Raw genomic sequence first — 25,249 nt, forward strand, 5'->3', positions numbered from 1 at the left:
GGTCCACCGTCCGACAACCAACAACCCCGCACGCCCCCACGCGAAGGAGAACCCCATGCCCGTCGAGTTCCTCGGCATCGCCGCCACCAGTGACGCCTCCGAGACCACCGCCCGCACCACCGCGCCCTTCGACCCCGACTACCTGGTCCGCATCGCGCGCGCCCACCGGGACAACGGCTGGACCCGCATCCTGTTCGCCTACGGCTCCTCCGGGCCCGAGCCGGCGGCGCTCGCGGCCCACGTCGCCGCGCACGTGCCGGACATCGAGCTGCTGCTCGCGCACCGGCCCAACGTCTCCTACCCGACGTACGCCGCGAAGACGTTCGCGACGCTGGACCAGCTCTCGGGCGGGCGGCTGTCGGTGCACTTCATCTCGGGCGGCAACGACCACGAGCAGGGCCGCGAGGGCGACACCCTCACCAAGGACCAGCGGTACGCCCGCACCCGCGAGTACATCCAGATCGTGAAGCGGGCCTGGACCAGCGGCGAGCCGTTCGACCACCACGGCGAGTTCTACGACCTCGACGACTTCGTGCTCGACGTGAAGCCGGTCGAGGGCCACGTGCCGACCATCTCGTTCGGCGGCTCCTCCGACGCCGCCTACCCGGTCGGCGCCGCGGAGGCCGACATCTACGCGGTGTGGGGAGAGCCGCTGGACCGCACCGCGGAGCAGATCGCCCGGGTGCGCGCCGAGGCCACCGCGGCGGGCCGGGCGACGCCGCCGCGCATCCACGCCGCGTTCCGGCCGATCATCGCCCCGACGGAGGAGCTGGCCTGGGAGAAGGCGCACCGGGTGCTGGACCGGATCGAGGCGCGCAAGGCGGCCCAGGGCGGTGTGCTGAGCCGACGCCACCCGATCGACAAGCCGGAGAACGCGGGCTCGCAGCGCCTGCTGGAGATCGCCGCCCAGGGCGAGCGGTTCGACACGGCGTTGTGGACCGCCACGGCGAAGGCGACCGGTGGCGCCGGGAACTCGAACGCCCTGGTCGGCACGCCCGAGCAGGTGGCGCAGGCGCTGCTCGCGTACTACGACCTGGGCGTGCGGGTGATCTCCGCGCGCGGCTACGACCTGCTCGACGACGCGATCGACTTCGGCAGGTACGTCATCCCGCTCGTCAAGGAGGGCGTGGCCGAGCGCGACCGCGCCACGGCGACGTCGGGTCCGGCTGCGGAGGCGGCGGCCTGATGCGCTTCCAGGTGCTGGACATCGCGTTCAACCCGCCCCACCCCGTCACCGGCCGCGAGGTGCCGCCCGCCGACCGGCTGAACCGGATCGTGGACACCGCGGTGCTCGCGGAGGAGCTCGGGTTCGACTCGTTCGCGGTGGGGGAGCGGCACGCCGGCCCGGTGCTGTCCTCGGCCCCGACGGTGCTGCTGGGCGCGATCGCGGCCCGTACGTCCCGCATCCTGCTCTCCACCGGCGTCACGGTGCTGTCCCTGCACGACCCGATCCGGCTCGCCGAGGACCTGGCCACCATCGACCAGCTCAGCCGCGGCCGCCTGGAGATCGTCATCGGCAAGGGCAACGAGGACCTGCAGTACCCGCTGCTCGGCCTGGACATCGCCAAGCAGTACGAGTACCTGCGGGAGAACTACGAGCTGCTGCGGCTGCTGCTCTCCGCCGAGGACGTCACCTGGGAGGGGCGGCACCGGCACCGGCTGGAGCACGCGACCACTCTCCCGCGCCCGTTCGCGGGGCCGTTCCGCATCTGGCACGGCTCGGCGACGTCGCAGTTCGCCGTCGACCTGGCCGCCGAGCACGGCGACCCGATCGTCAGCGCGAACGCCCTGCAGCCCCGGGAGAACTACGCCGTGCTCATCGACCGGTACCGGGAGCGGTACGCGGCCGCTGGGCACGACCCGGCCTACGGGTTCGTGGGCGCGGGCTCCGGCGGGCTGTTCCTGGCCGACACCACGGAGGCGGCCATCGAGCAGTACCGGCCGATCTACGAGGGCCAGGTGCGCCAGCAGGACCAGCGGAGGCACGCGCCGGGCGCCGTCGGCAAGGTGACGAGCTTCCGCACGCTCCAGGACGCCGTCGACCGCGGGCCCGCGCTCGTGGGCTCGCCCGAGCGGGTGGCCGAGAAGATCCTCGACTACCACGCGTCGTTCGGGCACGTCCTGCAGTCCGTGTCCGTGAACCACCTGCTGGAACCGGCCCGGCAGGAGGACGTGCTGCGCCGGTTCGCGGCCGAGGTGGTCCCCGTGGTCCGTGCCGAGGTCGGCACGGAGCTGTGGGGTCCGCGGGACGCGCGGCGCGCCGCCGGGTTCACGGCCGCGCACGGCACGGGGCCGCTCGCCGAGGTCGGTCCGGGGGTGGACGGCCCCGAACGGCGACACGCCGGGACAATTGCCCCGAGTTTCCGCGATTCCACCCCGTCAGCCCGGCGGTGACCATGGCAGGATGACGCCATGGCGCTCACGGGACAGGTCAAGGAGGAGCTCGCTCGGGTGAGGGTTGCGAAGACGTCGTGCCGCAAGGCCGAGGTCTCCGCGACGCTGAGGTTCTCCGGCGGTCTCCACATCATCTCCGGTCGGGTCGTGATCGAGGCGGAGCTCGACACCGAGTCCGCGGCGACGCGGCTGCGGCACGCGATCCACGACCTGTACGGGCACAGCAGCGAGCTCATCGTGGTGCAGGCGGGCGGGCTGCGGAAGAGCTCGCGGTTCGTGGTGCGCGTGGTGCGCGAGGGGGAGTCGCTGGCCCGTCAGACCGGCCTGCTCGACGCCCGGGGCCGCCCCGTGCGCGGGCTGGCCCCGGAGGTCGTGTCCGCCGGGGTGCAGGAGGCCGAGGCCGTCTGGCGCGGCGCGTTCCTCGCCCACGGCTCCCTCACGGAGCCCGGGCGGTCGATGGCGCTGGAGGTGACCAGCCCCGGGCCGGAGGCGGCGCTCGCCCTGGTGGGCGCCGCGCGCCGCCTCGGCGTCGCCGCCAAGTCCCGCGAGGTGCGGGGCATCGACCGCGTCGTCATCCGCGACGGCGACTCCATCGGCCGCATGCTGGAGCGCATCGGCGCCCCCGAGACGCTCAAGGTCTGGGAAGAGCGCCGCGAGCGCCGCGAGGTGCGCGGCACCGCCAACCGCCTGGCGAACTTCGACGACGCGAACCTGCGGCGCTCGGCCCGGGCCGCGGTGGCGGCGGGGGCGCGCGTGCAGCGGGCGTTCGAGATCCTGGGCGACGAGCTGCCCGACCACCTGCGGCAGGCCGGTGAGCTGCGGCTGGCGCACAAGCAGGCGTCGCTGGAGGAGCTGGGCCGCCTGGCCGATCCGCAGCTTTCCAAGGACGCGGTGGCGGGCCGGATCCGCCGGCTGTTGTCGACGGCCGACAAGCGTGCCCTGGAGCTGGGTATCCCGGACACGGAGGCCGGCCTCCCCGCGGACCTGCTCGACCTCTGAGCGGAGCCGGACCACACTTCACCCGGACCGTGCCGGGTGTGCCGCTTCCGGTTTGTGAGAACGAACAGAACCGGGAGTTCCACACTGTCCGGCTCGGGTCACGGTCGGGTGCGGTTCGGGTATAGGCTCGAAATCGTCAGGTGACGACGCCGTGACCATCGCGTTTCCCGTTCGGGTCGTCGCGAGGTCGCGGTGCCCGGAAAACCCTGACGAACGCACTTCACCGTCGGCCATCGACGGGAGTGGCGACAGATACAAGGAAACGTGTGCGCCGGGACGGCCGGCGCCCCTGAGGAGGGCATTGTGACCATCCGCGTCGGCATCAACGGCTTCGGCCGTATCGGCAGGAACTTCTACCGGGCTCTCGTGGAGTCGGGTGCGGACATCGAGGTCGTGGGCGTCAACGACCTGACCGACAACAAGACTCTCGCGCACCTGCTCAAGTACGACACGACGCTGGGCCGCTTCGGCAAGTCGGTCGACTTCGACGACGACAACATCATCGTGGACGGCAAGAAGATCCGTGCGCTGGCCGAGCGCGACCCCGCGAACCTCCCCTGGGGTGAGCTGGGCGCGGACATCGTCATCGAGTCCACGGGCTTCTTCACGGACGCCACCAAGGCGAAGGCGCACATCGACGCCGGCGCCAAGAAGGTCATCATCTCGGCCCCGGCCAAGAACGAGGACGCGACGTTCGTCATGGGCGTCAACCACGAGCAGTACGACGCCGCGGCGCACCACATCATCTCGAACGCGTCGTGCACCACGAACTGCCTCGCCCCGCTGGCCAAGGCCCTGAACGACTCGATCGGCATCGAGCGTGGCCTCATGACCACGATCCACGCCTACACGGGTGACCAGAACCTGCAGGACGGCCCGCACAAGGACCTGCGTCGTGCCCGTGCGGCCGCGCAGAACATCGTGCCCACCACCACGGGTGCCGCCAAGGCCGTCGCCCTGGTGCTGCCGGAGCTCAAGGGCAAGCTGGACGGCTACGCCCTGCGCGTGCCGGTCATCACCGGCTCGGCCACGGACCTCACCTTCGAGGCCCCCCGCGACGTCACCGTCGAGGAGGTCAACGCCGCGGTCAAGGCTGCCGCCGAGGGCCCGCTCAAGGGCGTCCTGGAGTACGTGGACGACGAGATCGTCTCGTCGGACATCGTGACCAACCCGCACCAGAGCATCTACGACGCGAAGCTCACCAAGGTGATCGGCAACCAGGTCAAGGTCGTCTCGTGGTACGACAACGAGTGGGGCTACTCGAACAGCCTCGTCTCGCTCACCGTGTTCGTCGGCGAGAAGCTCTGACGCCTCTCGTCCCGGCGTGAACCCCGACGTCCGCGTGCGCATCGGCCAGCCGGCGCACGCGGACGTCGTCATGTAACGAAGCTTCGACCGGCCTCGTGGCGGCCGGTCCCCGACCTGGAGTGCTCATGAAGACCATCGACTCCCTCGGCGACCTGCGCGGCAAGCGCGTCCTGGTCCGCTCAGACTTCAACGTCCCGCTCGACAAGGAGACCGGGGCGATCACCGACGAAGGGCGCATCGTCGCCGCCCTGCCCACGCTGCGGCGTCTGGCGGACGCGGGTGCCCGTGTGGTCGTGACCGCGCACCTCGGCCGGCCGAAGCCGACGGACGGCTTCACCCCGGAGGCGAAGTACTCGCTGGCGCCGGTCGCGGAGCGCCTGGGCGAGCTGCTCGGCGCCCCCGTGGCGCTGGCCGAGGACCTCACCGGCCCGTCGGCGCAGAAGACCGTCGCGGACCTGGCCGACGGCCAGGTCGCCCTGCTGGAGAACGTCCGTTTCGACCCGCGCGAGACCTCGAAGGTCGACGCGGAGCGTGCCGAGCTCGCGGGCGAGCTGGCGCAGCTCGCGGACGCCTTCGTCTCGGACGGCTTCGGCGTGGTGCACCGCAAGCAGGCCTCCGTGTACGACGTCGCGCAGGTGCTTCCCGCCGCGGCCGGCGACCTGGTGCTCAAGGAGGTCGAGTCGCTCTCGAAGGCGACCGGCGACCCGGAGCGCCCCTACGCCGTGGTGCTCGGCGGCTCCAAGGTCTCGGACAAGCTCGGCGTCATCGCCAACCTGCTGACCAAGGCCGACCGCCTCCTCATCGGTGGTGGCATGGTCTTCACGTTCCTGGCGGCCAAGGGCCTGTCGGTGGGCAACAGCCTGCTGGAGAGCGACCAGATCGACACCGTCAAGGGCTACCTCGCCACCGCCGAGGAGAACGGCGTCGAGATCGTGCTGCCGGTCGACATCGTCGCGGCGGACTCGTTCGCCGCGGACGCGCCGCACCAGGTCGTCGCCGCCGACGCCATCCCGGACGGCACCATGGGCCTCGACATCGGCCCCGAGTCGGGCAAGCTCTTCGCCGGCAAGCTCGCGGACGCGCGGACCATCGCGTGGAACGGCCCCATGGGCGTGTTCGAGTTCGACGCGTTCGCCGCGGGCACGCGTGCCGTGGCGCAGGGCATCGTGGACGCGACAGCCGCCGGCGGGTTCTCCATCGTGGGCGGCGGCGACTCCGCCGCGGCCGTGCGTGCGCTCGGCTTCGACGAGGCCGGGTTCAGCCACATCTCGACCGGTGGCGGCGCGAGCCTGGAGCTGCTGGAGGGCAAGGAGCTCCCCGGCCTCACCGTGCTCGCCGACTGACCGCCCTGATCCCAGAAGAAAGAAGAAGAACGTGGCAACCACCCGCACGCCCCTGATGGCGGGCAACTGGAAGATGAACCTGGACCACCAGCAGGCGATCAGCACGGTCCAGAAGCTCGCGTGGTCCCTCAAGGACGCCAAGCACGACTACGCGGCGGTCGAGGTGGCGGTGCTGCCGCCGTTCACCGACCTGCGGTCGGTGCAGACCCTCGTGGACGGCGACAAGCTCGAGCTCGTCTACGGCGCGCAGGACGTGTCCAAGCACGAGTCCGGTGCGTACACGGGCGAGATCTCCGGGGCGATGCTGTCCAAGCTGGGCTGCACCTACGTCGTCGTCGGGCACTCGGAGCGCCGGGAGTACCACGCCGAGTCGGACGAGCTGGTCAACGCCAAGGTCCGCACCGCCTTCGCGCACGGCCTGACGCCGATCCTGTGCGTCGGTGAGGGCCTGGAGGTGCGCAAGGCGGGCGACCAGGTCTCCTACACGCTGGCGCAGGTCGAGGCGGCGCTGGCCGACGTCCCGGCCGAGCAGGTCGCCAAGATCGTCATCGCGTACGAGCCCGTCTGGGCCATCGGTACCGGCGAGGTCGCCACGCCCGAGGATGCGCAGGAGGTCTGCGGTGCGATCCGCCGGGTGCTCGGCGAGCTGTGCGACCAGACCGTCGCCGACGGCGTCCGCGTGCTGTACGGCGGCTCGGTGAAGTCGGGCAACGTCGCGCAGATCATGGCGCAGCCCGACGTCGACGGCGCCCTGGTGGGCGGCGCGAGCCTGGACCCCGAGGAGTTCGCGAAGATCGCGCGCTACCAGTCCCACGTCACCGCCTGAGACCAGAGCTGAGCGCACGTCAGGCGTGCAGGTCACCCCGGTGATCTGCACGCCTGACACGTCGTGGTTCCGAGACCGGTACGCAACCTGGCTGAGGTACTCTCACTCGGGCGCGATGTTCCAGGTACGGCTCCCTTTCCAGGCTTCACGAAGTCCTGAACAGGGGGTTCGCACTGTGAGGTACGTCTCGCTTACTCTTGACCGGAAATCCGCCGCCGGGTGACGCCCGGCACACCTACAACCGAGGACGTGAACCCGTGGACGTGCTCCGCATCATCCTGGAAGTCCTGCTGGTCCTGACCAGTGGCTTCCTCACCATGCTCATCCTGCTCCACAAGGGCAAGGGTGGCGGGCTGTCCGACATGTTCGGTGGCGGTATCTCGATGGGCGCCGGCTCGTCCGGCGTGGCCGAGCGAAACCTCAACCGCATCACCATCGCCTTCGCCCTCGTGTGGGCCGTGGTGATCGTCCTGCTCGGCCTCATCCAGAAGGTCAGCTGACCCGGTCGCCAAGCGCCTAGCAGCTGACGGCCACACACAGAGGGGACGACAGACGTGGCATCAGGCGGTCATGCGATTCGAGGGAGCCGGGTAGGCGCCGGCCCCCTCGGGGAGACGGAGCGGGGCGACACGGCCCCGCGCGTCCGAGTTTCTTACTGGTGTGCCAACGGGCACGAGACGGCGCCGAGCTTCTCGGTGGGTGAGGACGTGGAGGCCCCCGCACAGTGGGACTGCCCCCGCTGCGGCTTCCCTGCCGGGATGGACCCGGTCAACCCGCCTTCCCCCGTGCGCAACGAGCCCTACAAGACGCACCTCGCCTACGTGAAGGAGCGCCGATCCGACGAGGACGGCGCAGCACTCCTGGAAGAGGCGCTGGAAGCGCTGCGCGTCCGCCGTGGCGGCCGCGTCGCAGGCTAAGAGAATTAGCACGCCGAGGGAGAACCACGGCGACGTAGAACTGGAGCGGAACGAGCACCCGGGAAAGGGGCCGTTCCGCTCCAGTTCTCTGTTCTCCCTCGCCGTTCTTCTACGTCGGCGGGGTCCCGGCGGCCTCGGCATCCAGGAGCCACAGCGTCCGGGACAGCCCGACGGCGCCCGCGGCGGGCACCTCCGACACCGGGTCGCCGGTCAGCGCGGCCGCGACCCGGTCCGCCTTCTCGGCACCGGCGGCCACGACCCACACCTCACGCGCGGACCGGATCGCGTCGAACGTCAGCGAGACCCGCTCCGGCGGAGGCTTGGGCGATCCGTGCACGCCCGTGGCCACGCCCTGCGCGGCCAGACCCTCGTGCCCGGGGAACAGCGAGGCCACGTGCCCGTCCGGGCCCATGCCGAGCAGCAGCACGTCGAACGCAGGCACGGGCACCGACCCGTCGCCTGGCGCCGCGTGCTCGCCCAGGAGCGCGGCGTAGGCTGCAGCCCCCTCCTCGGGCGTCGCCACCGACGACGGGCCGGGCATGGGGTGCACGTTGGCCTCCGGGAGGCCGTGCCCGGCGACGAGCGCGTCGAGCAGGGCCTCCCGTGCCTGCGTCTCGTTCCGGTCAGGATCGCCGTCCGGGAGGAACCGCTCGTCGCCCCACCACAGGTGGACGCCCGACCAGTCGACGGCCGGCACCAGCGGGCTCGCGGCCACGGCCGCCAGCGTCGCGATACCGACCGTGCCGCCCGTGAGCACGACGTGCACGGGGGAGCGGACCGACTGCACGTCCAGCACCCGCGTGAGCAGTCGTGCGGCCGCCGCCTGGGCGAGCACCTCCTTGTCGGGGTGCACGACGACGAGCCGCACGCCGGTGGCCTGGGACATCAGGCCGCCGTCCGCGTCGTGACGGTTCCCAGGCCCCGGATGAGGGTCTCCTCGAAGACCTCGTCCGGGTCGAGCCGCCGCAGCTCCTCGATGAGGGCCTCGTTGAGCGCCCGGATCGGCAGGGCGATCCGCCGCGCCGGCTTGCCGGGCTGCGTGATCGTCACCGTGCGCCCGTCGGGGCGGTCGAGGACGATCGGCCCGCTCTTGCGCTCCAGCGTCACCCGCGTGATCGCGTCGTCGCTGTCGGTGCGCACCACCTCGGCCGGGCAGTTCAGCCGGGCGCCCAGCCAGCCCGCCAGGAGGTCGAGCGACGTGTGCCGCTTCTGCCCCTCGACGGTCACGCCGAGCACCGGCTCGTACGGCGGCTGGTCCACGGCCGCCGCGATGAGCGCCCGCCACAGGGTGACGCGCGCCCACGCGAGGTCCGTGTCCCCGGGGGCGTACGCCCCTGCGAGGTTGCCCAGCATCTCCACCGGGTTCTTGGCCACCGTGCTGTCGATGATCCGCCGGGTCGCCATGGCGCCCACCGGGTCCTGCGACGGCACCGCCGGCGCCTCGCGCGGCCACCAGGCCACGATCGGGGCGTCGGGCAGCAGCAGCGGCATCACGAGCGTGTCCGTCCGCTCCAGGAGCGGGCCGAAGGCGCGCAGCACCACCACCTCGGAGGCACCGGCGTCACCGCCCACGCGGATCTGCGCGTCGAGCCGTGCGTCCGTACCGCGCGCCGCGGGGGCCACGACGATGACCCGGCACGGGTGCTCACGGCTCGCGTCGTTGGCGGCCTCGACCGCCTCCTCGACGTCCCGCTCGTCGGCCAGGACCACCAGGGTGAGCACGCGGCCCAGGGCCACCGCCCCGCCCTCGTCACGCAGGCGCACCAGGCGCTTGTTGACGTCGTTGGTCGTCGTGTCCGGCATGTCGATGATCACGGTCGCCTCCAGGTCCTGCCGTCGCGCTCCATCATGGCGTCTGCCGACGCCGGACCCCAGGTGCCGGACGCGTACGGCTCGGGCTGACCCTTGCGTGCCCAGTACGACGTGATCGGGTCGAGGATCTTCCAGGAGAGCTCGACCTCCTCCCGCGTCGGGAACAGCGGCGGGTCGCCCAGCAGCACGTCCAGGATGAGCCGCTCGTAGGCCTCGGGGGAGGACTCGGTGAACGAGTGCCCGTACCCGAAGTCCATGGTCACGTCACGCACCTGCATGGCCGTGCCCGGCACCTTGGCGCCGAACCGCATCGTGACGCCCTCGTCGGGCTGCACGCGGATCACCAGGGCGTTGTTGCCGAGCTCGGACGTCAGGGACGACTCGAACGGCAGGTGCGGTGCCTTCTTGAACACCACGGCCACCTCGGTGACGCGGCGGCCCAGGCGCTTGCCGTGGCGCAGGTAGAACGGGACACCCGCCCAGCGGCGGTTGTCGACGTCGACCCGGATGGCGGCGAAGGTCTCCGTGGTGGAGTCCTTCGCGATGCCGTCCTCGTCCAGGAAGCCCTGCACCTGCTCGCCGCCCTGCCACCCGGCCTCGTACTGGCCGCGGGCGGTGTGCTTGCCGAGGTCGCGCGGCAGGCGCACCGACGAGAGCACCTTGATCTTCTCGGCGCGCAGCTCGGCGGCGTCGAAGTTCACCGGCTCCTCCATGGCCACCAGGGCCAGGAGCTGGATCAGGTGGTTCTGGATGACGTCGCGGGCGGCGCCGATCCCGTCGTAGTACCCGGCACGGCCGCCGATGCCGATGTCCTCGGCCATCGTGATCTGCACGTGGTCCACGTAGCTCGAGTTCCAGATGGGCTCGAACATCGTGTTCGCGAACCGCAGCGCCAGCAGGTTCTGGACGGTCTCCTTGCCCAGGTAGTGGTCGATGCGGAACACCGAGTCCGGGTCGAACACCTTCGAGACCACGGCGTCGAGCTCGCGCGCGCTGGCCAGGTCGTGGCCGAACGGCTTCTCGATGACCACGCGGCGCCACGCGTCGACCCCGTCGCCGTCGGCGTCGTTGTCGGGGCGCGACAGCCCGTGCTTGGAGAGCTGCTCGCACACCACCGGGAACGCCGACGGCGGGACGGACAGGTAGAACGCGTGGTTGCCGCCGGTGCCGCGCTCCTTGTCCAGGGTCTCGACGGTCTCCCGGAGGCGCTCGAACGCCTCGTCGTCGTCGAAGGAGCCCTGCACGAAGCGGATGCCCTCGGCGAGCTGGCGCCACGTCGCCTCCCGGAACGGGGTGCGGGCGTGCTCCTTGACGGCGTCGTGCACCACCTGCGCGAAGTCCTGGTCCTCCCAGTCGCGCCGGGCGAAGCCCGTCAGGGCGAAGCCGGGCGGCAGCAGCCCGCGGTTGGCGAGGTCGTAGACGGCCGGCATGAGCTTCTTGCGCGACAGGTCACCCGTCACACCGAAGATCACGAGACCGCTCGGGCCCGCGATGCGCGGCAGCCTCAGGTCGAGAGGGTCGCGCAGGGGGTTGACCCCCTGCGCGATCTTGGCTGGCCTCACCGCTCGCCGGCCCCGTCGAGCCCGGCCTTGGTGGTCGTCAGGAGCTCGTCCCAGCTGACCTCGAACTTCGTCACGCCCTCGTCCTCCAGCTGTGCGGTCACCTCGGCCATGGAGATGCCCTGCGCCTCGATGGCCGCGATGGTCGCGGCCGCCTGCTCGCCCGAGCCGGTCACGGTGTCCGCCAGCACGATGCCGTGATCGGCGAACGCGTCGAGCGTCTTCTCCGGCATGGTGTTGACGACGCCGGCCACGACCAGCTCGTCGACGTACATCGTGTCGCGGTACGCCGGGTCCTTGACGCCGGTGGACGCCCACAGCGGACGCTGCGGCTGGGCACCGGCGGCCGCCAGGGCGGCCCAGCGCTCACCGGCGAAGACCTCCTCGTAGGCGGCGAACGCCAGCCGGGCGTTGGCGATGGCGGCCTGGCCGCGCAGCGCGAGCGCCTCGTCCGTGCCGATCGCGGTCAGGCGCTTGTCGATCTCGGTGTCCACGCGGGACACGAAGAACGACGCCACCGAACCGATCACGGACAGGTCGTGGCCCGCCTCCTTGGCCTGCTCCAGGCCGGCCAGGAAGGCGTCCATCACCGCCCGGTACCGCTCGATGGAGAAGATCAGCGTCACGTTGACGCTGATGCCCTTCGCGAGGGTCGACGTGATCGCGGGCAGACCCTCGACGGTGGCGGGGATCTTGATCATCACGTTCGGCCGGTCGACCGTCTCCCACAGCCGGACGGCCGTGGTCTCGGTCGCCGCCGTGTCACGGGCGAGCCGCGGGTCCACCTCGATGGACACCCGGCCGTCCACGGCGGACGTGGCGTCGTAGACCGGGCGCAGCACGTCGGCGGCGTCCCGGACGTCGTCGGTGGTGATGCGCTCGACCGCGGACTCCACGTCGGACCCGGCCAGCTCGGCCAGGATGCCGTCGTACGCGTCGCCGTGGGCGAGCGCGGCCGCGAAGATCGTCGGGTTGGTCGTCACGCCCACGACGTTCTTCGTGGCGACCAGCTCCGCGAGGTTGCCGGTGCGCAGCCGCTCACGGGACAGGTCGTCGAGCCAGATGGCGACACCCGCCTCGGACAGCCGCTCGGTGGGGCTGACGTTCTCGCCGCTGTCGCTGGTGCTGTCAGTCATCGTGCCCTTCCTCTCTCGTGTCCAGGTGTTCCGGCGCGGTTCAGGACGCCGCCTCGATCGACTCCTTGGCGGCCTGGGCGACCGCCTCGGCCGTGATGCCGTACTCGGCGTACAGGGTCTTGTAGTCCGCCGAGGCGCCGTAGTGCTCGAGCGACACGATGCGGCCGGCGTCGCCGACGACCTCGCGCCAGCCCTGCGCCACGCCGGCCTCGACCGACACGCGGGCCTTCACACCGGACGGGATGACCGACTCGCGGTAGGCCTCGTCCTGCTTGTCGAACCACTCGCGCGACGGCATGGACACCACGCGGGCCTGGACGCCGTCGGCCGCGAGGATCGCGCGCGCCTCGACGGCGAGCTGCACCTCGGACCCGGTGCCCACCAGGACGACGTCGGGCGTGCCCTCGGTGTCCAGCAGCGTGTAGGCGCCCTTGAGGGTGCCCTCGGCGCCGGCGAAGCCGTCGGTGCCGCGCGGGTAGGTGGGCACGTTCTGCCGGGTCAGCACGAGGCCGGCCGGGTTCTTCGTGTTCTCCAGGATGCCGCGCCACGCCCAGGCGGTCTCGTTCGCGTCCGCCGGGCGGACGACGTCGAGGTTCGGGATGGCCCGCAGCGCCGCGAGGTGCTCGACCGGCTGGTGCGTCGGGCCGTCCTCGCCGAGACCGATCGAGTCGTGCGTCCAGACGAACGTGGACGGGATGCCCATCAGCGCGGCCAGGCGGACCGAGGCCCGCATGTAGTCGGCGAACTGCAGGAACGTGCCGCCGTACGGACGGGTCAGGCCGTGCAGCACGATGCCGTTGAGGATCGAGCCCATCGCGTGCTCGCGGATGCCGAAGTGCAGGGTGCGGCCGTACGGGTCGCCCGGGAACTTCTTGGTCGCGTGCTCGGTGGGCACGAACGACGGCACGCCGTCCATGGTCGTGTTGTTGGAGCCGGCGAGGTCGGCCGAGCCGCCCCACAGCTCCGGCAGCACGTCCTTGAGGGCGGTCAGCACCTTGCCCGACGCCGCACGGGTCGCGACGCCCTTCTCGCTCGCCTCGAACTCGGGCAGCGAGTCGGTCCAGCCCTCGGGCAGCTCGTGCGTGCGCAGGCGCGCCAGGAGCGCGGCCTGCTGCGGGTTGGCCTCCGACCAGGCGGCGAAGGCGGCCTCCCAGGCCTCGCGCTGCGTGGCCTGGCGCTCGGCGACGGAGCGCGTGTAGGCCAGCACCTCGTCGTCGATGGCGAACGTCGCCTCGGGGTCCAGGCCGAGCGCGGACTTGAGACCCTTGATCTCGTCGGCGCCCATGGCCGAGCCGTGGATGCCACCGGTGTTCTGCTTGGTGGGCGACGGCCAACCGATGATGGTGCGCAGCGCGATGATTGACGGCTTGCCGGTCTCCGCCTTGGCGGCGTCGAGCGCGGCGGCCAGCGCGTCGGTGTCCTCGGCGTAGCCCCCGTCGCCCGAGGTCCAGTCCACGCGCTGGGTGTGCCAGCCGTAGGCCTCGTAGCGCTTGAGTACGTCCTCGGTGAACGCGATGTTGGTGTCGTCCTCGATCGAGATCTTGTTGTCGTCCCAGATGACGATGAGGTTGCCGAGCTGCTGGTGACCCGCCAGCGAGGACGCCTCGGAGGTCACGCCCTCCTGCAGGTCGCCGTCGGAGGCGATGACGTAGACGTGGTGGTCGAACGGCGACTCACCGGGGGCGGCGGCCGGGTCGAGCAGGCCCCGCTCGCGGCGCGCGGCGAACGCCATGCCGACGGAGGACGCGAGGCCCTGGCCCAGCGGGCCGGTGGTGATCTCGACGCCCGCGGTGTGGCCGTACTCCGGGTGGCCCGGGGTCTTGGAGCCCCAGGTGCGCAGCGCGGCGATGTCGTCGATCTCGAGGCCGTAGCCCGCGAGGAAGAGCTGCAGGTAGATGGTCAGTGACGAGTGGCCGGCGCTCAGCACGAAGCGGTCGCGGCCCAGCCACGACGGATCGGCCGGGTCGTGGCGCATCGCCTTCTGGAAGAGGAGGTACGCGGCCGGCGCGAGCGAGATCGCGGTGCCGGGATGTCCGTTGCCCACCTTCTCGACGGCGTCCGCGGCCAGCGCCTTGATGGCCTTGACCGCTCGCTCGTCGAGCTCCGACCACTCCAGGGGCTTCAGCACGGGGTCGAAAGCGTTCACGAGTCCTCTTTCTCTCCGCCGGCGGCCCCTGTCCTGCCCGGAGAGCGGACGGGCCTCGGAGCCGTGCAGCGTGCGTGCGGCGGCGGCGGGATGCCGGCCGCCCTTTATTCGATGGCGTCAACAACCCTATACGCGCGTGTCTTCCGTCGCGCAGGGCTGTCCACAGGCTGCACAGGCCCCTGGCCGGGGACATATCTCACAGGCTGCTGCGGGAATGCGGGGCGCGACCGGGTCGCGGGGCGACGTACCATGGGCACGCACCGCGTCGGCAACAGGGCCTACCAGGTGCGACACCGACCTCCGGACCCTCCCGAACGGAACTGCGACGCGCGTGAGAACGAGCCACCCGACCACCGGCCAGACCGCGCGTGCCGAGACGTCCGGCGCCGAGGAGCCCACCGCCGACGTCGGACAGCGCCCGGGCGGCTGGTTCCTGCGGAGGGCGGGTGCGTACGTCGCGCTGACCAAGCCCCGCGTCATCGAGCTGCTGCTGGTGACCACGGTGCCCACGATGATCCTGGCCGCGGACGGCCTGCCGGGCTTCTGGCTGATCGTGGCCACGCTGATCGGCGGCGCCGGCGCCGCGGGCAGCGCCAACGCGTTCAACATGTGGTGGGACCGGGACATCGACCAGGTGATGAACCGGACCAAGAAGCGCCCGCTGGCGACCGGGGAGATCACCCCGCGCGCGGGCCTGGTGTTCGCCTCGATCCTCGGCCTGCTGTCGCTGGCGTGGTTCGCGCTGGTCATCAACTGGGCCGCGATGTGGCTCACCCTCGCGGCCATCGCCATCTACGTGGTCGGCTACACGATGATCCTCAAGCGCCGCACGCCGCAGAACATCGTGTGGGGCGGCATCGCGGGCTGCATGCCGGTCTTCATCGGCTGGGCCTCCGTGACCGGTGGGCTGAGCTGGTCCGCGCTCGCGCTGTTCGGCATCATCTTCTTCTGGACGCCGCCGCACTACTGGCCGCTGTCGATCAAGTTCAAGAAGGACTACGCGAACGCGAACGTCCCGATGCTGCCGGTGGTCAGCGACGACAAGCGCGTGGCCGCCGAGATGGTGGGCTACACGCTCGCGATGATCGCCTGCTCGCTCCTGCTGACGCCGCTGGCCGGGATGTCCTGGGTCTACACCGTGGTGGCCGCCGCGCTGGGTGCGTGGTTCCTGTGGTCGACGATCGCCATGCTGCGCCGGGCCCAGGGCCGCGCGAGCGGCAAGCTCGGCGCCATGAAGGTGTTCCACGCGTCGATCACCTACCTGTCGCTGCTCTTCGTCGCGGTCGCGGTGGACGTCTTCCTGCCGTTCTGAGGTCACCGCCGGGGGTGTTTCGTCAAGGCGGTCTTCTGTTCATATTGTTCGGGCCCATGTAGTGGTTCATGATTCGGCCCGTGTCGGTGTCCCCGCCTAGGCTGACCTGGTGACCGAGACCCCAGCCGACCGAACCACCGCTCCTGCCGACCAGCCGGCCCCGCAGTCCTCGGGCTACTCCGCGGGTCTGCCGACGGCGTCTGCCGTCGTCCCCGAGAACGACCTCGGGCCGCGCCGTGCCGCCCGTGAGAAGTCGCGGGTCGCCCCCGACTACGCGCGGGCCTGGCTCCTGCTCTCCGCGATGCGGACCGAGCTCTTCGACAAGGCGCAGCTCTCCCGCGCGGACCAGGTGATCCTGGACTGCGAGGACGCCATCGACGTCTCGCTCAAGGACGAGGCGCGCGAGAACGTCATCCGGTGGATCAAGAGCGGTGGCAGCGCGTGGGTGCGGATCAACGACCGCACCGCGCCGTCCTGGGCGGACGACGTCGCCTACCTGCGTGGTCTGGACGGGCTGAACGGCGTGATGCTCGCCAAGACCGAGAGCGCGGACGACGTGGTCGACACCGCCCAGCGGCTCGGCGGCGACGTCCCGGTGATCCCGCTCGTGGAGTCGGCCCTCGGCATCGAGGAGGCCGTGCACATCGCCAAGGCGCGCGGTGCGTTCCGGCTCGCGTTCGGCTCGGGCGACTACCGCCGCGACACGGGCGCCGCCAACGAGCCCATGGCCATGGCCTACCCGCGCACGCGGCTCGTGCTCGCCAGCCGCATCGGCGGCCTGCCCGGTCCCGTCGACGGCCCCACGGTGGGCTCCTCGCACGCGCTGCTGCGCGAGCAGTCCGCCGACGCGGTCAACCTTGGCATGACCGGCAAGCTCTGCCTGGACTTCGAGCAGTCCAGCGTCATCAACGAGTCCTTCGCGCCCAGCCCGTCCGACGTCGCCTGGGCCGTCGACTTCTTCGCCGAGTTCGAGGCCGCCGGCTCGGTGATCCGCGACGGCAGCGACAAGCCGCGTCTCGCCCGCGCCCAGGTGATCCGGTCGCGCGCGGAGCTGTTCGGCATCAACCCGGCCTGACCGCGCCACCCCGCCGGGCCGGGCTCGTCGTGCCCGGCCCGGCGTGGCGTCCTCCCGGCGTGCCCCGCCCCCGTGGCGGGCCGGGCTCGGCATGATGGGGCGGTGTCCACCGCCACGGCCCACCTGCAGCCGTCCCACCCGCAGCGGTCCCACCTGTCCCACCAGGCGTCGTCCCGCCAGGTCTCCGACCGGCCCCGGGGCGACGTGCTCGACCGTGCACTGCGGGACTACCTCGCGCACCTGAGCGTCGAGCGTGGCCTCTCGGCCAACACCGTGGCGGCCTACCGGCGCGACCTGGTGCGGTACACGGCGTTCGTGGACGCCGCCGGCCGCACCGACCTCGCGGGGGTCACCGAGGCCGACGTCACCGGCTTCGTCGAGGCGCTGCGGCAGGGGTCCGACGGCGGCCGGCCGCTCTCGCCGTCGTCCACCGCCCGCGCCCTGGCCGCCGTACGGGGCTGGCACCGGTTCGCCCAGGCCGAGGGGCTCGCGGTCGACGACCCGTCGGCCGAGGTGCGGGCACCCACCCAGCTCCGGCGTCTGCCGCACGCGCTGTCCGTGGACGACGTGGCCGCCCTGCTCGACGCCGCGGGCACCGGCGACGGGCCGCTGCCCCTGCGTGACCGGGCACTGCTGGAGCTCCTGTACGCCACGGGCGCGCGGATCTCGGAGATCGCGGGGCTCGACGTCGACGGCGTGGGCGACCCGGGTGCCGTCCGGCTGCTGGGCAAGGGGTCCAAGGAGCGCGTGGTGCCGGTGGGCTCCTTCGCCCGCGACGCCCTGGAGGCCTACCTGGTGCGCGCCCGCCCGGAGCTCGCTGCGGCCGGCCGGGGGACACCCGCCCTGTTCCTCAACACGCGCGGCGCGCGGATGTCCCGCCAGACCGCCTGGGCGGCCTTGCAGGCCGCCGCCGCCCGGGCCGGCCTGACCGAGCACGTCTCGCCGCACACCCTGCGGCACTCGTTCGCCACCCACCTGCTGTCCGGAGGCGCCGACGTGCGCGTGGTCCAGGAGCTGCTGGGGCACGCGTCGGTGACCACCACGCAGATCTACACGATGGTCACCCCCGACGCGCTGCGCGAGGTCTACGCCGCCGCCCACCCGCGTGCCCGCGAGCGGTAGCCGCCGTCCGAAGGGCGCCACGCCGAGGCTTCGACCCGGCGGTGCCCACACTCTGGTATAGCGTGGCGGGCGTGAGCGAGGCACCCAGCCAGGAGGGAGCGGGCACGATGACCGACATGCTTCTCGGGAAGACGGTCGTCGGCGCACCCGAGGACGCAGACGCGCTGCGCGACGTGGTCGGGCGCGTGATGCCCGACCTGCCGGAGCCCGCGCCGCTGACGAGCCACGGCCCGGCCCGCATCATCGCGATGTGCAACCAGAAGGGCGGGGTCGGCAAGACCACCACGACCATCAACCTGGGCGCGTGCCTGGCCGAGTACGGACGCAAGGTGCTGCTGGTCGACTTCGACCCGCAGGGTGCCGCGTCCGTGGGCATCGGCGTGAACCCGCACGAGCTCGACCTCACGGTCTACAACCTGCTCATGGAGCGGGGCGTGGACATCCGTGACGTGCTCATCCCGTCGGGCATCGAGAACCTCGACGTGCTGCCCGCGAACATCGACCTGTCGGCGGCTGAGGTGCAGCTCGTGGGCGAGGTGGCCCGGGAGTCCGTGCTGGCCCGCGCGCTGCGCCCGGTGATGGACGACTACGACGTGATCCTCATCGACTGCCAGCCGAGCCTCGGCCTGCTCACGGTGAACGCCCTGACGGCGGCGCACGGCGTGCTGATCCCGCTGGAGTGCGAGTTCTTCGCGCTGCGCGGTGTCGCGCTGCTGGTGGAGACCATCGAGAAGGTGCGGGACCGGCTCAACCCGGCCCTGGAGATCGACGGTATCCTCCCCACCATGTACGACTCGCGCACCCTGCACTCCCGGGAGGTCGTGGCCCGGGTGCACGAGGCCTTCGGCGACACCCTGCTGCACTCCGTCATCGGGCGCACCGTGAAGTTCCCCGACGCCACCGTCGCCGCCGAGCCGATCACCGCCTACGCCCCGGGCCACCCCGGTGCCGCGGCGTACCGTCAGCTCGCCCGGGAGCTCGTGGCCCGTGGCGACGCTGCCTGAGGCGGAGGCGCCGCCCGAGGCCGACACGCCTGCCGACGAGCGGCGCTCCTCCCGCACCTTCCAGGTCCGGCTGCACAACTTCGAGGGGCCGTTCGACCTGCTGCTCTCGCTCATCGCGAAGCACAAGATGGACGTCACCGAGGTGGCGCTCGCCGTCGTGACCGACGAGTTCGTCGCGCACATCCGGGAGGCCGAGCGCGCCTCGCGCGAAGCGGCGGAGCGCGGTGAGGTGCACGAGTCCTGGGACCTGGGCGTGGCCAGCGAGTTCCTGGTCATCGCGGCCACGCTGCTTGACCTCAAGGCGGCCCGCCTGCTGCCCGGCGTGGTGGACGAGGACGCCGAGGACCTGGAGCTGCTCGAGGCCCGGGACCTGTTGTTCGCCCGGCTGCTGCAGTACCGCGCGTACAAGGAGGTCTCCAAGCTCGTCGCGGAGCGGATGGCCGCGGGCGGACGCCGCGTGCCGCGCCTGGCGCCCCTGGAGCCGCACCTCGCCGCGATCCTGCCGGAGCTGGTGTGGGACACGACGGGGGAGCAGCTCGCCGAGCTCGCCGCGAAGGTGCTGGCGCCGAAGCCGCCGCCGGTGGTGGGCCTCGCGCACCTGCACGGTTCCGCCGTGAGCGTGCGCGAGGAGGCCGGCGTCATCGTCCGGCGGCTGCGCACCGAACGGTCGGTGACGTTCCGCGCGCTGACGGCGGGGACCGAGCGGCTGGTCACGGTGGCCCGGTTCCTGGCGCTGCTGGAGCTGTTCCGCGACGCGCTGGTCGGCTTCGAGCAGGTCAGCCCGCTGGGCGAGCTCACGGTGCGGTGGACCGCGGGCCCCGCGGACGGGGAGAAGTACCTCGATCCGGCCGCCGGCCCGAGCGAGTTCGACGAGGACGACGAGACCGAGCAGCCCGGAACGGAGGCGACAGCATGACCGTCGAGGAACAGGCCCTGGCCGACGCCCCGGCCCCGGACACGGAGGCCGACGCCGCTCCTGCCCCCGCGGCACCGGACGAGCCCGCGCTCGTCGACGTGCACACGCTCCCGGGCGGGGCGCACGCCGCGATCGAGGCGGTGCTCATGGTGGCGGACGCGCCCATCGGCGCGGACCGTATCGCGGCGGCGCTGAACCTGACCCAGGACGAGACGGACGACGTCCTGCACGAGCTGGCCGACGAGTACGCCGGCCACCTCGGCGGCCGGCCGCGCGGCTTCGAGCTGCGCCGGACCGTGGACGGGTGGCGCATCTACTCCTCCTCCGCGCACGCGGACCCCGTGGGCCGGTTCGTGCTGGACGGTCAGTCGGCGAAGCTGAGCCAGGCGGCGCTGGAGACGCTCGCGGTGGTCGCCTACCGGCAGCCGGTCACCCGGGGCCAGGTCAGCGCCGTGCGCGGCGTGAACGTGGACGGCGTGGTGCGGACGTTGCTGACCCGGGGGCTGATCGCCGAGATCGGGCAGGACCCGAGCTCGGGTGCGGTGTTGTTCGGAACCACGGGATACTTCTTGGAGCGGATGGACCTCTCGTCGCTCGACGAGCTGCCTCCGCTGGCGCCGCACCTGCCGGACCTCGACACGATCGAGGGGCTGGACGGGCTGGATTCCTAGGTACCTGCGTGGTGCCGGGCCGCCCGGGCGGCGTCCTTCCCGACTCACCGAGAGACGAATCATGAGCAACGAACGCCGCGGCGGGAGCCGCCGCGAATCCAGTGGTGGCCAGCAGCCCCGCCGTGCCGACCATGCGGGCAAGGGCGGCAAGAACTTCCGGGGCGGCAGCTCCGCGAAGAGCCGCGCCCAGGCGAACGCGCCCCGGCGTCGGCCCGCGAAGCCCGCGGAGCAGGGCCGTGACGTGCACGTCGAGGACGGCGTGCGGCTGCAGAAGGTGCTCGCCCAGGCCGGTCTGGGCTCCCGCCGGGCCTCCGAGGAGCTCATCGCGAGCGGACGCGTCGAGGTGGACGGCCAGATCGTCACGGAGCTCGGGGTGCGGATCGACCCGGCGACCGCCGTCGTGCACGTGGACGGGCTGCGGATCCAGCTCGACCAGGCCAAGGTGACGATCGCCCTGAACAAGCCGCTCGGCGTGGTCTCCACGATGGACGACCCGAAGGGGCGCCCGACCGTCGCCGACCTGATCAAGAACCGCGAGGAGCGCCTGTTCCACGTGGGCCGGCTCGACGCGGACAGCGAGGGCCTGCTGCTCCTGACGAACGACGGCGAGCTAGCCAACCGGCTCTCGCACCCGAAGTACGGCATCGCCAAGACGTACCTGGTCACCGTCGAGGGCGAGGTGTACCCGCGCACCGGCCGCGAGCTGCTGAAGGGCGTCGAGCTGGAGGACGGCATCGCGAAGATGGACGCGGTGCACGTGCTCCAGCAGATCGACGGCCTCGCGATGCTGGAGGTCGTGCTGCACGAGGGTCGCAACCGCATCGTCCGGCGCATGTTCGAGGCCGTCGGCCACCCGGTGACGCGCCTGGTGCGCACCCGGATCGGCCCGATCCCGCTGGGTGACCTCAAGCCGGGCCGTACCCGGGTGCTGGGCCGCACGGAGCTGGGCACCCTGATGAACGCGGTGGACCTGTAACCTCGTCCGCTGAGTGCTGGGTACTCGTGGCCCGGGACGCACTCCAGCAACAGATATCCAGCACTCAACGGAAGTGAGCGAGTACGTGACCAGTCCTGTGGTGATCGCCATCGACGGCCCCTCCGGGTCCGGCAAGTCCAGCGTGTCCAAGGCGGTCGCGGCGCGGCTCGGGCTGGCCTACCTCGACACCGGCGCCATGTACCGCGCGGCCACGGTGTGGAGCATGGAGACGGCGGACCTGGACGACGCGACGGCGGTGGCGACCGCCGTCCGCGCGATGCCGCTGGTCATGGGGCTCGACCCGGCCGCGCCCGGCGTGGAGCTGGACGGGCGGGACGTCTCGGTGACGATCCGCAGCACCGAGGTCACGACGAACGTGTCCAAGGTCGCCTCCAACCTGGAGGTGCGTGCCGAGCTCAAGCGGCTCCAGCGGGAGCTCATCGACCAGGAGTCGAGCACGACGCAGGCCGTGCGCTCGGGCGGGCGCGGCATCGTGGCCGAGGGGCGCGACATCACCACGGTCGTGGCGCCCGACGCCGACGTCCGCGTGCTGCTGACCGCCTCCGAGGAGGCACGCCTGCGCCGCCGGTCGCTGGAGGTGCACGGCGCCGCCGACGACTCGGCTGTGGACGCCACGCGCGACCAGGTGCTGCGCCGTGACCAGGACGACGCGAAGGTGACGCAGTTCCAGGTCGCCGCGGACGGCGTGGTGACCGTCGACTCCAGCGACCTGGACTTCGAGCAGACGGTCGACGCCGTGCTCGCGGTGGTCGCACGGGCGACGGGGCGCGAGGTCGCGCCGTCGGCGTGAGCCGTGACGCGGTGTGGCAGGTCATACCCACGTGGGTCGGCCTCAGGGCGGCGGGCCTGCGACAATAGGGAGCATGACCCACGACTCCTCTGCATCGGAGGCTGCTGCGCTGGACGCCGCGGCCCGAGATGATGCTGCCCTCGAGCTCGACCTGAACGAGACGGAGGACGACCTCGCGCGCGAGCGGGCGCTGCGCGCCGGCCTGGCGGAGTTCGAGCTCGACGAGGCGGACCAGGAGCTCCTGGACGCCGAGTGGTCCGACGAGGAGTCCGAGGCCGAGCAGATCCTGCCGGTGCTCGCGATCATCGGACGGCCGAACGTCGGCAAGTCGACCCTCGTGAACCGCATCCTCGGCCGCCGCGAGGCCGTCGTCGAGGACAAGCCGGGCGTGACGCGCGACCGCGTGTCCTACCCGGCGGAGTGGTCCGGCCGCCGGTTCATGCTCGTGGACACGGGCGGCTGGGAGGTCGATGTCGCGGGCATCGAGTCCAAGGTCGCCGAGCAGGCCGAGGTGGCCATCTCCCTGGCCGACGCCGTGGTCTTCGTGGTCGACGCCGCCGTGGGCGCCACCGCGACCGACGAGCGCGTGGTCGAGCTGCTGCGGCGCTCCGGCAAGCCCGTGGTGCTGGCCGCCAACAAGGTGGACGGCGCCTCCGGCGAGGCGGACGCCGCCTACCTGTGGTCCCTCGGCCTGGGGGAGCCGTACCCCGTCTCCGCGCTGCACGGCCGAGGCACCGGCGACCTGCTCGACGCCGCGATCAAGGCACTGCCCACGACGTCAGCGCACGGAACGCTGCGGCCCGCCGGCCCGCGCCGCGTGGCGCTCGTCGGGCGGCCCAACGTCGGCAAGTCGTCGCTGCTGAACAAGATCGCCGGCGAGGAGCGCGTCGTCGTCGACGAGGTCGCCGGGACCACGCGCGACCCCGTCGACGAGCTCATCGAGCTGCGCGGCACCCCGTACTGGTTCGTGGACACCGCGGGCATCCGGCGCCGCGTGCACCAGACCCGGGGCGCCGACTTCTACGCGTCGCTGCGCACCGCCGCCGCGATCGACAAGGCGGAGGTCGGCGTGGTCCTGGTGGACGCGTCCAACCCGCTGACCGAGCAGGACATCCGCGTGATCCAGCAGGTCGTGGACGCCGGTCGTGCGCTGGTCATCGCGTACAACAAGTGGGACCTCATGGACGAGGACCGCCGCCCCTACCTCGAGCGGGAGATCGAGAAGGAGCTCGTGCAGATCCAGTGGGCCCCGCGGGTCAACCTCTCGGCGCGCACCGGCTGGCACGCCGAACGCCTCGTGCCCGCGATCGAGCGGTCGCTCGCGTCCTGGGACCGGCGCATCCCCACCGGCAAGCTCAACGCGTTCCTCGGCGAGCTCGTCGCCGCGCACCCGCACCCGCTCCGGGGCGGCAAGCAGTCGCGCATCCTCTTCGCGACGCAGGCCTCGACGCGTCCGCCGCGGTTCGTCATCTTCGCCACCGGGTTCATCGAGGCCGGGTACCGCCGGTTCATCGAGCGCCGCCTGCGCGAGACGTTCGGCTTCGAGGGCACCCCCATCGAGATCTCGGTCCGCGTGCGGGAGAAGCGGCGCCGCTGACGACTCGGGCGGTCCGATGCCCACCGTGCCGCCCGATCGCGGTACCTTCGGGTCGTGCTTCCGGCCAGTATCCCCAGCCCCGACCCCGTGTGGTCGCAGTTCAGCCTGGGCCCGCTCACCATCCACACCTACGCTCTGTGCCTGCTGGCGGGTATCGCCGCCGCCGCGTACATCACCGACCGGCGCCTGCGGGCGCGGGGTGCCGCGCCCGGGCTCGCGCTCGACGTCGCGATGTGGGCGGTGCCGATCGGCATCGTCGGCGCCCGCATCTACCACGTGCTGACCCACCTGGGTGACTTCACGGGGCCCGGGGTGGACCCGTGGGCCTGGGTGCGGATCTGGGAGGGCGGCAACGCCCTGTTCGGGTCGCTGCTCGGCGGTGCCGTCGGTGTCTGGATCGGGTGCCGCATCTCCGGCCTGCGCTTCTGGTCCTTCGCCGACGCCCTCGCGCCCGGCCTGCTGGTCGCCCAGGCGATCGGGCGGCTGGGCAACTACGTGAACCAGGAGCTGTTCGGCCTGCCGACAACGCTGCCGTGGGGCCTGGAGATCCGCTCCGACGCGCCGATGTTCCCCGACGGCACCCCCGAGGGCACGCTGTTCCACCCGCTGTTCCTGTACGAGATGATCTGGAACCTCGTCGGCGTGGCCCTGCTGCTCACGATCGAGCGGCGCGTGACCCGCCGGGACGCGGCACTGGACACGCCTGGCCCGGGCCTGCGCTGGGGCCGCCTGTTCGGTCTCTACCTGGTCTGGTACGGCCTGGGCCGCAGCTGGCTGGAGGCCATCCGCATCGACCCGACCAGCGACGCGCCGCTGGGGATCCCTGCGAACATCTGGACGTCGGGGATCGCGGTGCTGCTCGGCGTGGCGATCGTCGTCGTCCAGGGGCGTCGGCACACCGAACCGGAGCTGTCGGTCTACGTGCCGGGCCGTGAGCCGGCCGACGACGAGGATCCGGACGCGGAGACCACCTCGGCCGAGGCTGACGGCAAGGCCGACCGCAAGGCGGACGGCAAGGCCGAGGACAAGGCGGACGGCAAGGCGGACGGCAAGGCGGACGGCAAGGCCGAGGACAAGGCCGACGACAAGGCCGACGACAAGGCCGACGACAAGGCCGACGGTGGCGTGGAGACCGACGAGGCCGACCGCCCCGTGGATCCCGACGCGAGCCCGGTCGACCCGGCCGGGGCCAAGTAACAGGCGGTCCAGAGGTGCCCGGGAGGCACCCCCGGGGGGGGGGGGGGGGGGGGGGGGGGGGGGGGGGGGGGGGGGGGGGGGGCCGCGCGGGGGGGGGGGGGCCCCCCGCCGGGGGCGGGGGCGCGGCG

General features: G+C 72.1%; 23 protein-coding genes. 18 read left to right on the forward strand and 5 right to left on the reverse strand.

Annotation, left to right across the window (positions count from 1 at the left end):
* Positions 1 to 55 precede the first annotated feature (55 nt).
* The 8 genes from ACIG47_RS25715 (at position 56) to ACIG47_RS25750 (ending at position 7,787) form a co-directional block, all read left to right on the forward strand.
* The gene (locus tag ACIG47_RS25715; protein ID WP_397433912.1) at positions 56 to 1,186 is read left to right on the forward strand and encodes an LLM class flavin-dependent oxidoreductase; all 1,131 of its coding nucleotides are present in this window, start codon (positions 56 to 58) and stop codon (positions 1,184 to 1,186) included.
* The gene (locus tag ACIG47_RS25720) at positions 1,186 to 2,394 is read left to right on the forward strand and encodes an LLM class flavin-dependent oxidoreductase (RefSeq protein ID WP_397433913.1); all 1,209 of its coding nucleotides are present in this window, start codon (positions 1,186 to 1,188) and stop codon (positions 2,392 to 2,394) included. The genes ACIG47_RS25715 and ACIG47_RS25720 overlap by 1 nt, the downstream gene beginning before the upstream one ends.
* A gap of 18 nt (positions 2,395 to 2,412) precedes the next feature.
* Positions 2,413 to 3,393 carry a DNA-binding protein WhiA gene (whiA, locus tag ACIG47_RS25725; protein WP_119144784.1) on the forward strand — a complete coding sequence of 327 codons (981 nt, stop codon included), beginning with the start codon at positions 2,413 to 2,415 and terminating at the stop codon, positions 3,391 to 3,393.
* Between the two features lie 303 nt (positions 3,394 to 3,696).
* Positions 3,697 to 4,701 (forward strand): type I glyceraldehyde-3-phosphate dehydrogenase, encoded by a 1,005-nt coding sequence (gap, locus tag ACIG47_RS25730; protein WP_397415901.1) that lies wholly within the window; start codon positions 3,697 to 3,699, stop codon positions 4,699 to 4,701.
* 125 nt (positions 4,702 to 4,826) lie between these two features.
* Positions 4,827 to 6,044, forward strand: coding sequence for a phosphoglycerate kinase (locus ACIG47_RS25735; RefSeq protein ID WP_397433914.1), 1,218 nt, complete (start codon positions 4,827 to 4,829; stop codon positions 6,042 to 6,044).
* A 55-nt stretch (positions 6,045 to 6,099) separates the two neighbouring features.
* Entirely contained in the window at positions 6,100 to 6,870 is a 771-nt protein-coding gene (gene tpiA, locus ACIG47_RS25740; protein WP_397433928.1) for a triose-phosphate isomerase, read from the forward strand.
* Positions 6,871 to 7,127: 257 nt separating this feature from the next.
* Complete coding sequence (secG, locus tag ACIG47_RS25745) at positions 7,128 to 7,370, forward strand: preprotein translocase subunit SecG (protein WP_119144792.1); 243 nt, start codon at positions 7,128 to 7,130, stop codon at positions 7,368 to 7,370.
* Between the two features lie 54 nt (positions 7,371 to 7,424).
* Positions 7,425 to 7,787 carry an RNA polymerase-binding protein RbpA gene (locus ACIG47_RS25750; protein ID WP_397415896.1) on the forward strand — a complete coding sequence of 121 codons (363 nt, stop codon included), beginning with the start codon at positions 7,425 to 7,427 and terminating at the stop codon, positions 7,785 to 7,787.
* Between the two features lie 109 nt (positions 7,788 to 7,896).
* On the opposite strand, the gene pgl is transcribed toward ACIG47_RS25750, so the two are convergent.
* The 5 genes from pgl to tkt are packed head-to-tail and all read right to left on the reverse strand — an operon-like array spanning position 7,897 to position 14,440.
* Positions 7,897 to 8,673, reverse strand: coding sequence for a 6-phosphogluconolactonase (pgl, locus tag ACIG47_RS25755; RefSeq protein WP_397433915.1), 777 nt, complete (start codon positions 8,671 to 8,673; stop codon positions 7,897 to 7,899).
* Positions 8,673 to 9,602: a glucose-6-phosphate dehydrogenase assembly protein OpcA gene (gene opcA, locus ACIG47_RS25760; protein WP_397415892.1), complete on the reverse strand. Its 930-nt coding sequence runs from the start codon at positions 9,600 to 9,602 to the stop codon at positions 8,673 to 8,675. The genes pgl and opcA overlap by 1 nt, the downstream gene beginning before the upstream one ends.
* On the reverse strand, positions 9,599 to 11,161 hold the full coding sequence (zwf, locus tag ACIG47_RS25765) for a glucose-6-phosphate dehydrogenase (RefSeq protein ID WP_397415890.1): 1,563 nt from the start codon (positions 11,159 to 11,161) through the stop codon (positions 9,599 to 9,601). Before zwf ends, opcA begins: the two co-directional genes overlap by 4 nt.
* On the reverse strand, positions 11,158 to 12,294 hold the full coding sequence (tal, locus tag ACIG47_RS25770; protein ID WP_397433917.1) for a transaldolase: 1,137 nt from the start codon (positions 12,292 to 12,294) through the stop codon (positions 11,158 to 11,160). The genes zwf and tal overlap by 4 nt, the downstream gene beginning before the upstream one ends.
* Before the next feature lie 40 nt (positions 12,295 to 12,334).
* Positions 12,335 to 14,440 carry a transketolase gene (gene tkt, locus ACIG47_RS25775; RefSeq protein WP_397433918.1) on the reverse strand — a complete coding sequence of 702 codons (2,106 nt, stop codon included), beginning with the start codon at positions 14,438 to 14,440 and terminating at the stop codon, positions 12,335 to 12,337.
* Between the two features lie 331 nt (positions 14,441 to 14,771).
* Between tkt and ACIG47_RS25780 the strand changes: the two genes are divergently transcribed.
* The 10 genes from ACIG47_RS25780 to lgt all read left to right on the forward strand — a co-directional run bounded on the left by ACIG47_RS25780 (position 14,772) and on the right by lgt (position 25,121).
* Positions 14,772 to 15,752 (forward strand): heme o synthase, encoded by a 981-nt coding sequence (locus ACIG47_RS25780; RefSeq protein ID WP_397415884.1) that lies wholly within the window; start codon positions 14,772 to 14,774, stop codon positions 15,750 to 15,752.
* Between the two features lie 289 nt (positions 15,753 to 16,041).
* On the forward strand, positions 16,042 to 16,827 hold the full coding sequence (locus ACIG47_RS25785) for an HpcH/HpaI aldolase/citrate lyase family protein (protein WP_397415968.1): 786 nt from the start codon (positions 16,042 to 16,044) through the stop codon (positions 16,825 to 16,827).
* Positions 16,828 to 16,980: 153 nt separating this feature from the next.
* A complete protein-coding gene (gene xerD, locus ACIG47_RS25790) occupies positions 16,981 to 17,949 on the forward strand; it encodes a site-specific tyrosine recombinase XerD (RefSeq protein WP_397433929.1) in 969 nt (322 codons plus the stop codon).
* Positions 17,950 to 18,065: 116 nt separating this feature from the next.
* The gene (locus tag ACIG47_RS25795) at positions 18,066 to 18,953 is read left to right on the forward strand and encodes a ParA family protein (protein WP_397433931.1); all 888 of its coding nucleotides are present in this window, start codon (positions 18,066 to 18,068) and stop codon (positions 18,951 to 18,953) included.
* Complete coding sequence (locus tag ACIG47_RS25800) at positions 18,937 to 19,869, forward strand: segregation and condensation protein A (RefSeq protein WP_397415882.1); 933 nt, start codon at positions 18,937 to 18,939, stop codon at positions 19,867 to 19,869. Before ACIG47_RS25795 ends, ACIG47_RS25800 begins: the two co-directional genes overlap by 17 nt.
* Positions 19,866 to 20,540: an SMC-Scp complex subunit ScpB gene (locus ACIG47_RS25805; RefSeq protein ID WP_397433920.1), complete on the forward strand. Its 675-nt coding sequence runs from the start codon at positions 19,866 to 19,868 to the stop codon at positions 20,538 to 20,540. The genes ACIG47_RS25800 and ACIG47_RS25805 overlap by 4 nt, the downstream gene beginning before the upstream one ends.
* A gap of 61 nt (positions 20,541 to 20,601) precedes the next feature.
* Entirely contained in the window at positions 20,602 to 21,516 is a 915-nt protein-coding gene (locus ACIG47_RS25810) for a pseudouridine synthase (RefSeq protein ID WP_397433921.1), read from the forward strand.
* 85 nt (positions 21,517 to 21,601) lie between these two features.
* Entirely contained in the window at positions 21,602 to 22,327 is a 726-nt protein-coding gene (cmk, locus tag ACIG47_RS25815; RefSeq protein ID WP_397433923.1) for a (d)CMP kinase, read from the forward strand.
* A gap of 73 nt (positions 22,328 to 22,400) precedes the next feature.
* Positions 22,401 to 23,924, forward strand: coding sequence for a ribosome biogenesis GTPase Der (gene der, locus ACIG47_RS25820; RefSeq protein WP_397415874.1), 1,524 nt, complete (start codon positions 22,401 to 22,403; stop codon positions 23,922 to 23,924).
* 54 nt (positions 23,925 to 23,978) lie between these two features.
* Entirely contained in the window at positions 23,979 to 25,121 is a 1,143-nt protein-coding gene (lgt, locus tag ACIG47_RS25825; RefSeq protein ID WP_397433925.1) for a prolipoprotein diacylglyceryl transferase, read from the forward strand.
* The last annotated feature ends 128 nt before the right edge of the window (positions 25,122 to 25,249 follow it).

The organism is Promicromonospora sp. NPDC052451 (assembly GCF_044547525.1).
In the GTDB taxonomy this organism is placed as follows: Bacteria; Actinomycetota; Actinomycetes; order Actinomycetales; family Cellulomonadaceae; genus Promicromonospora.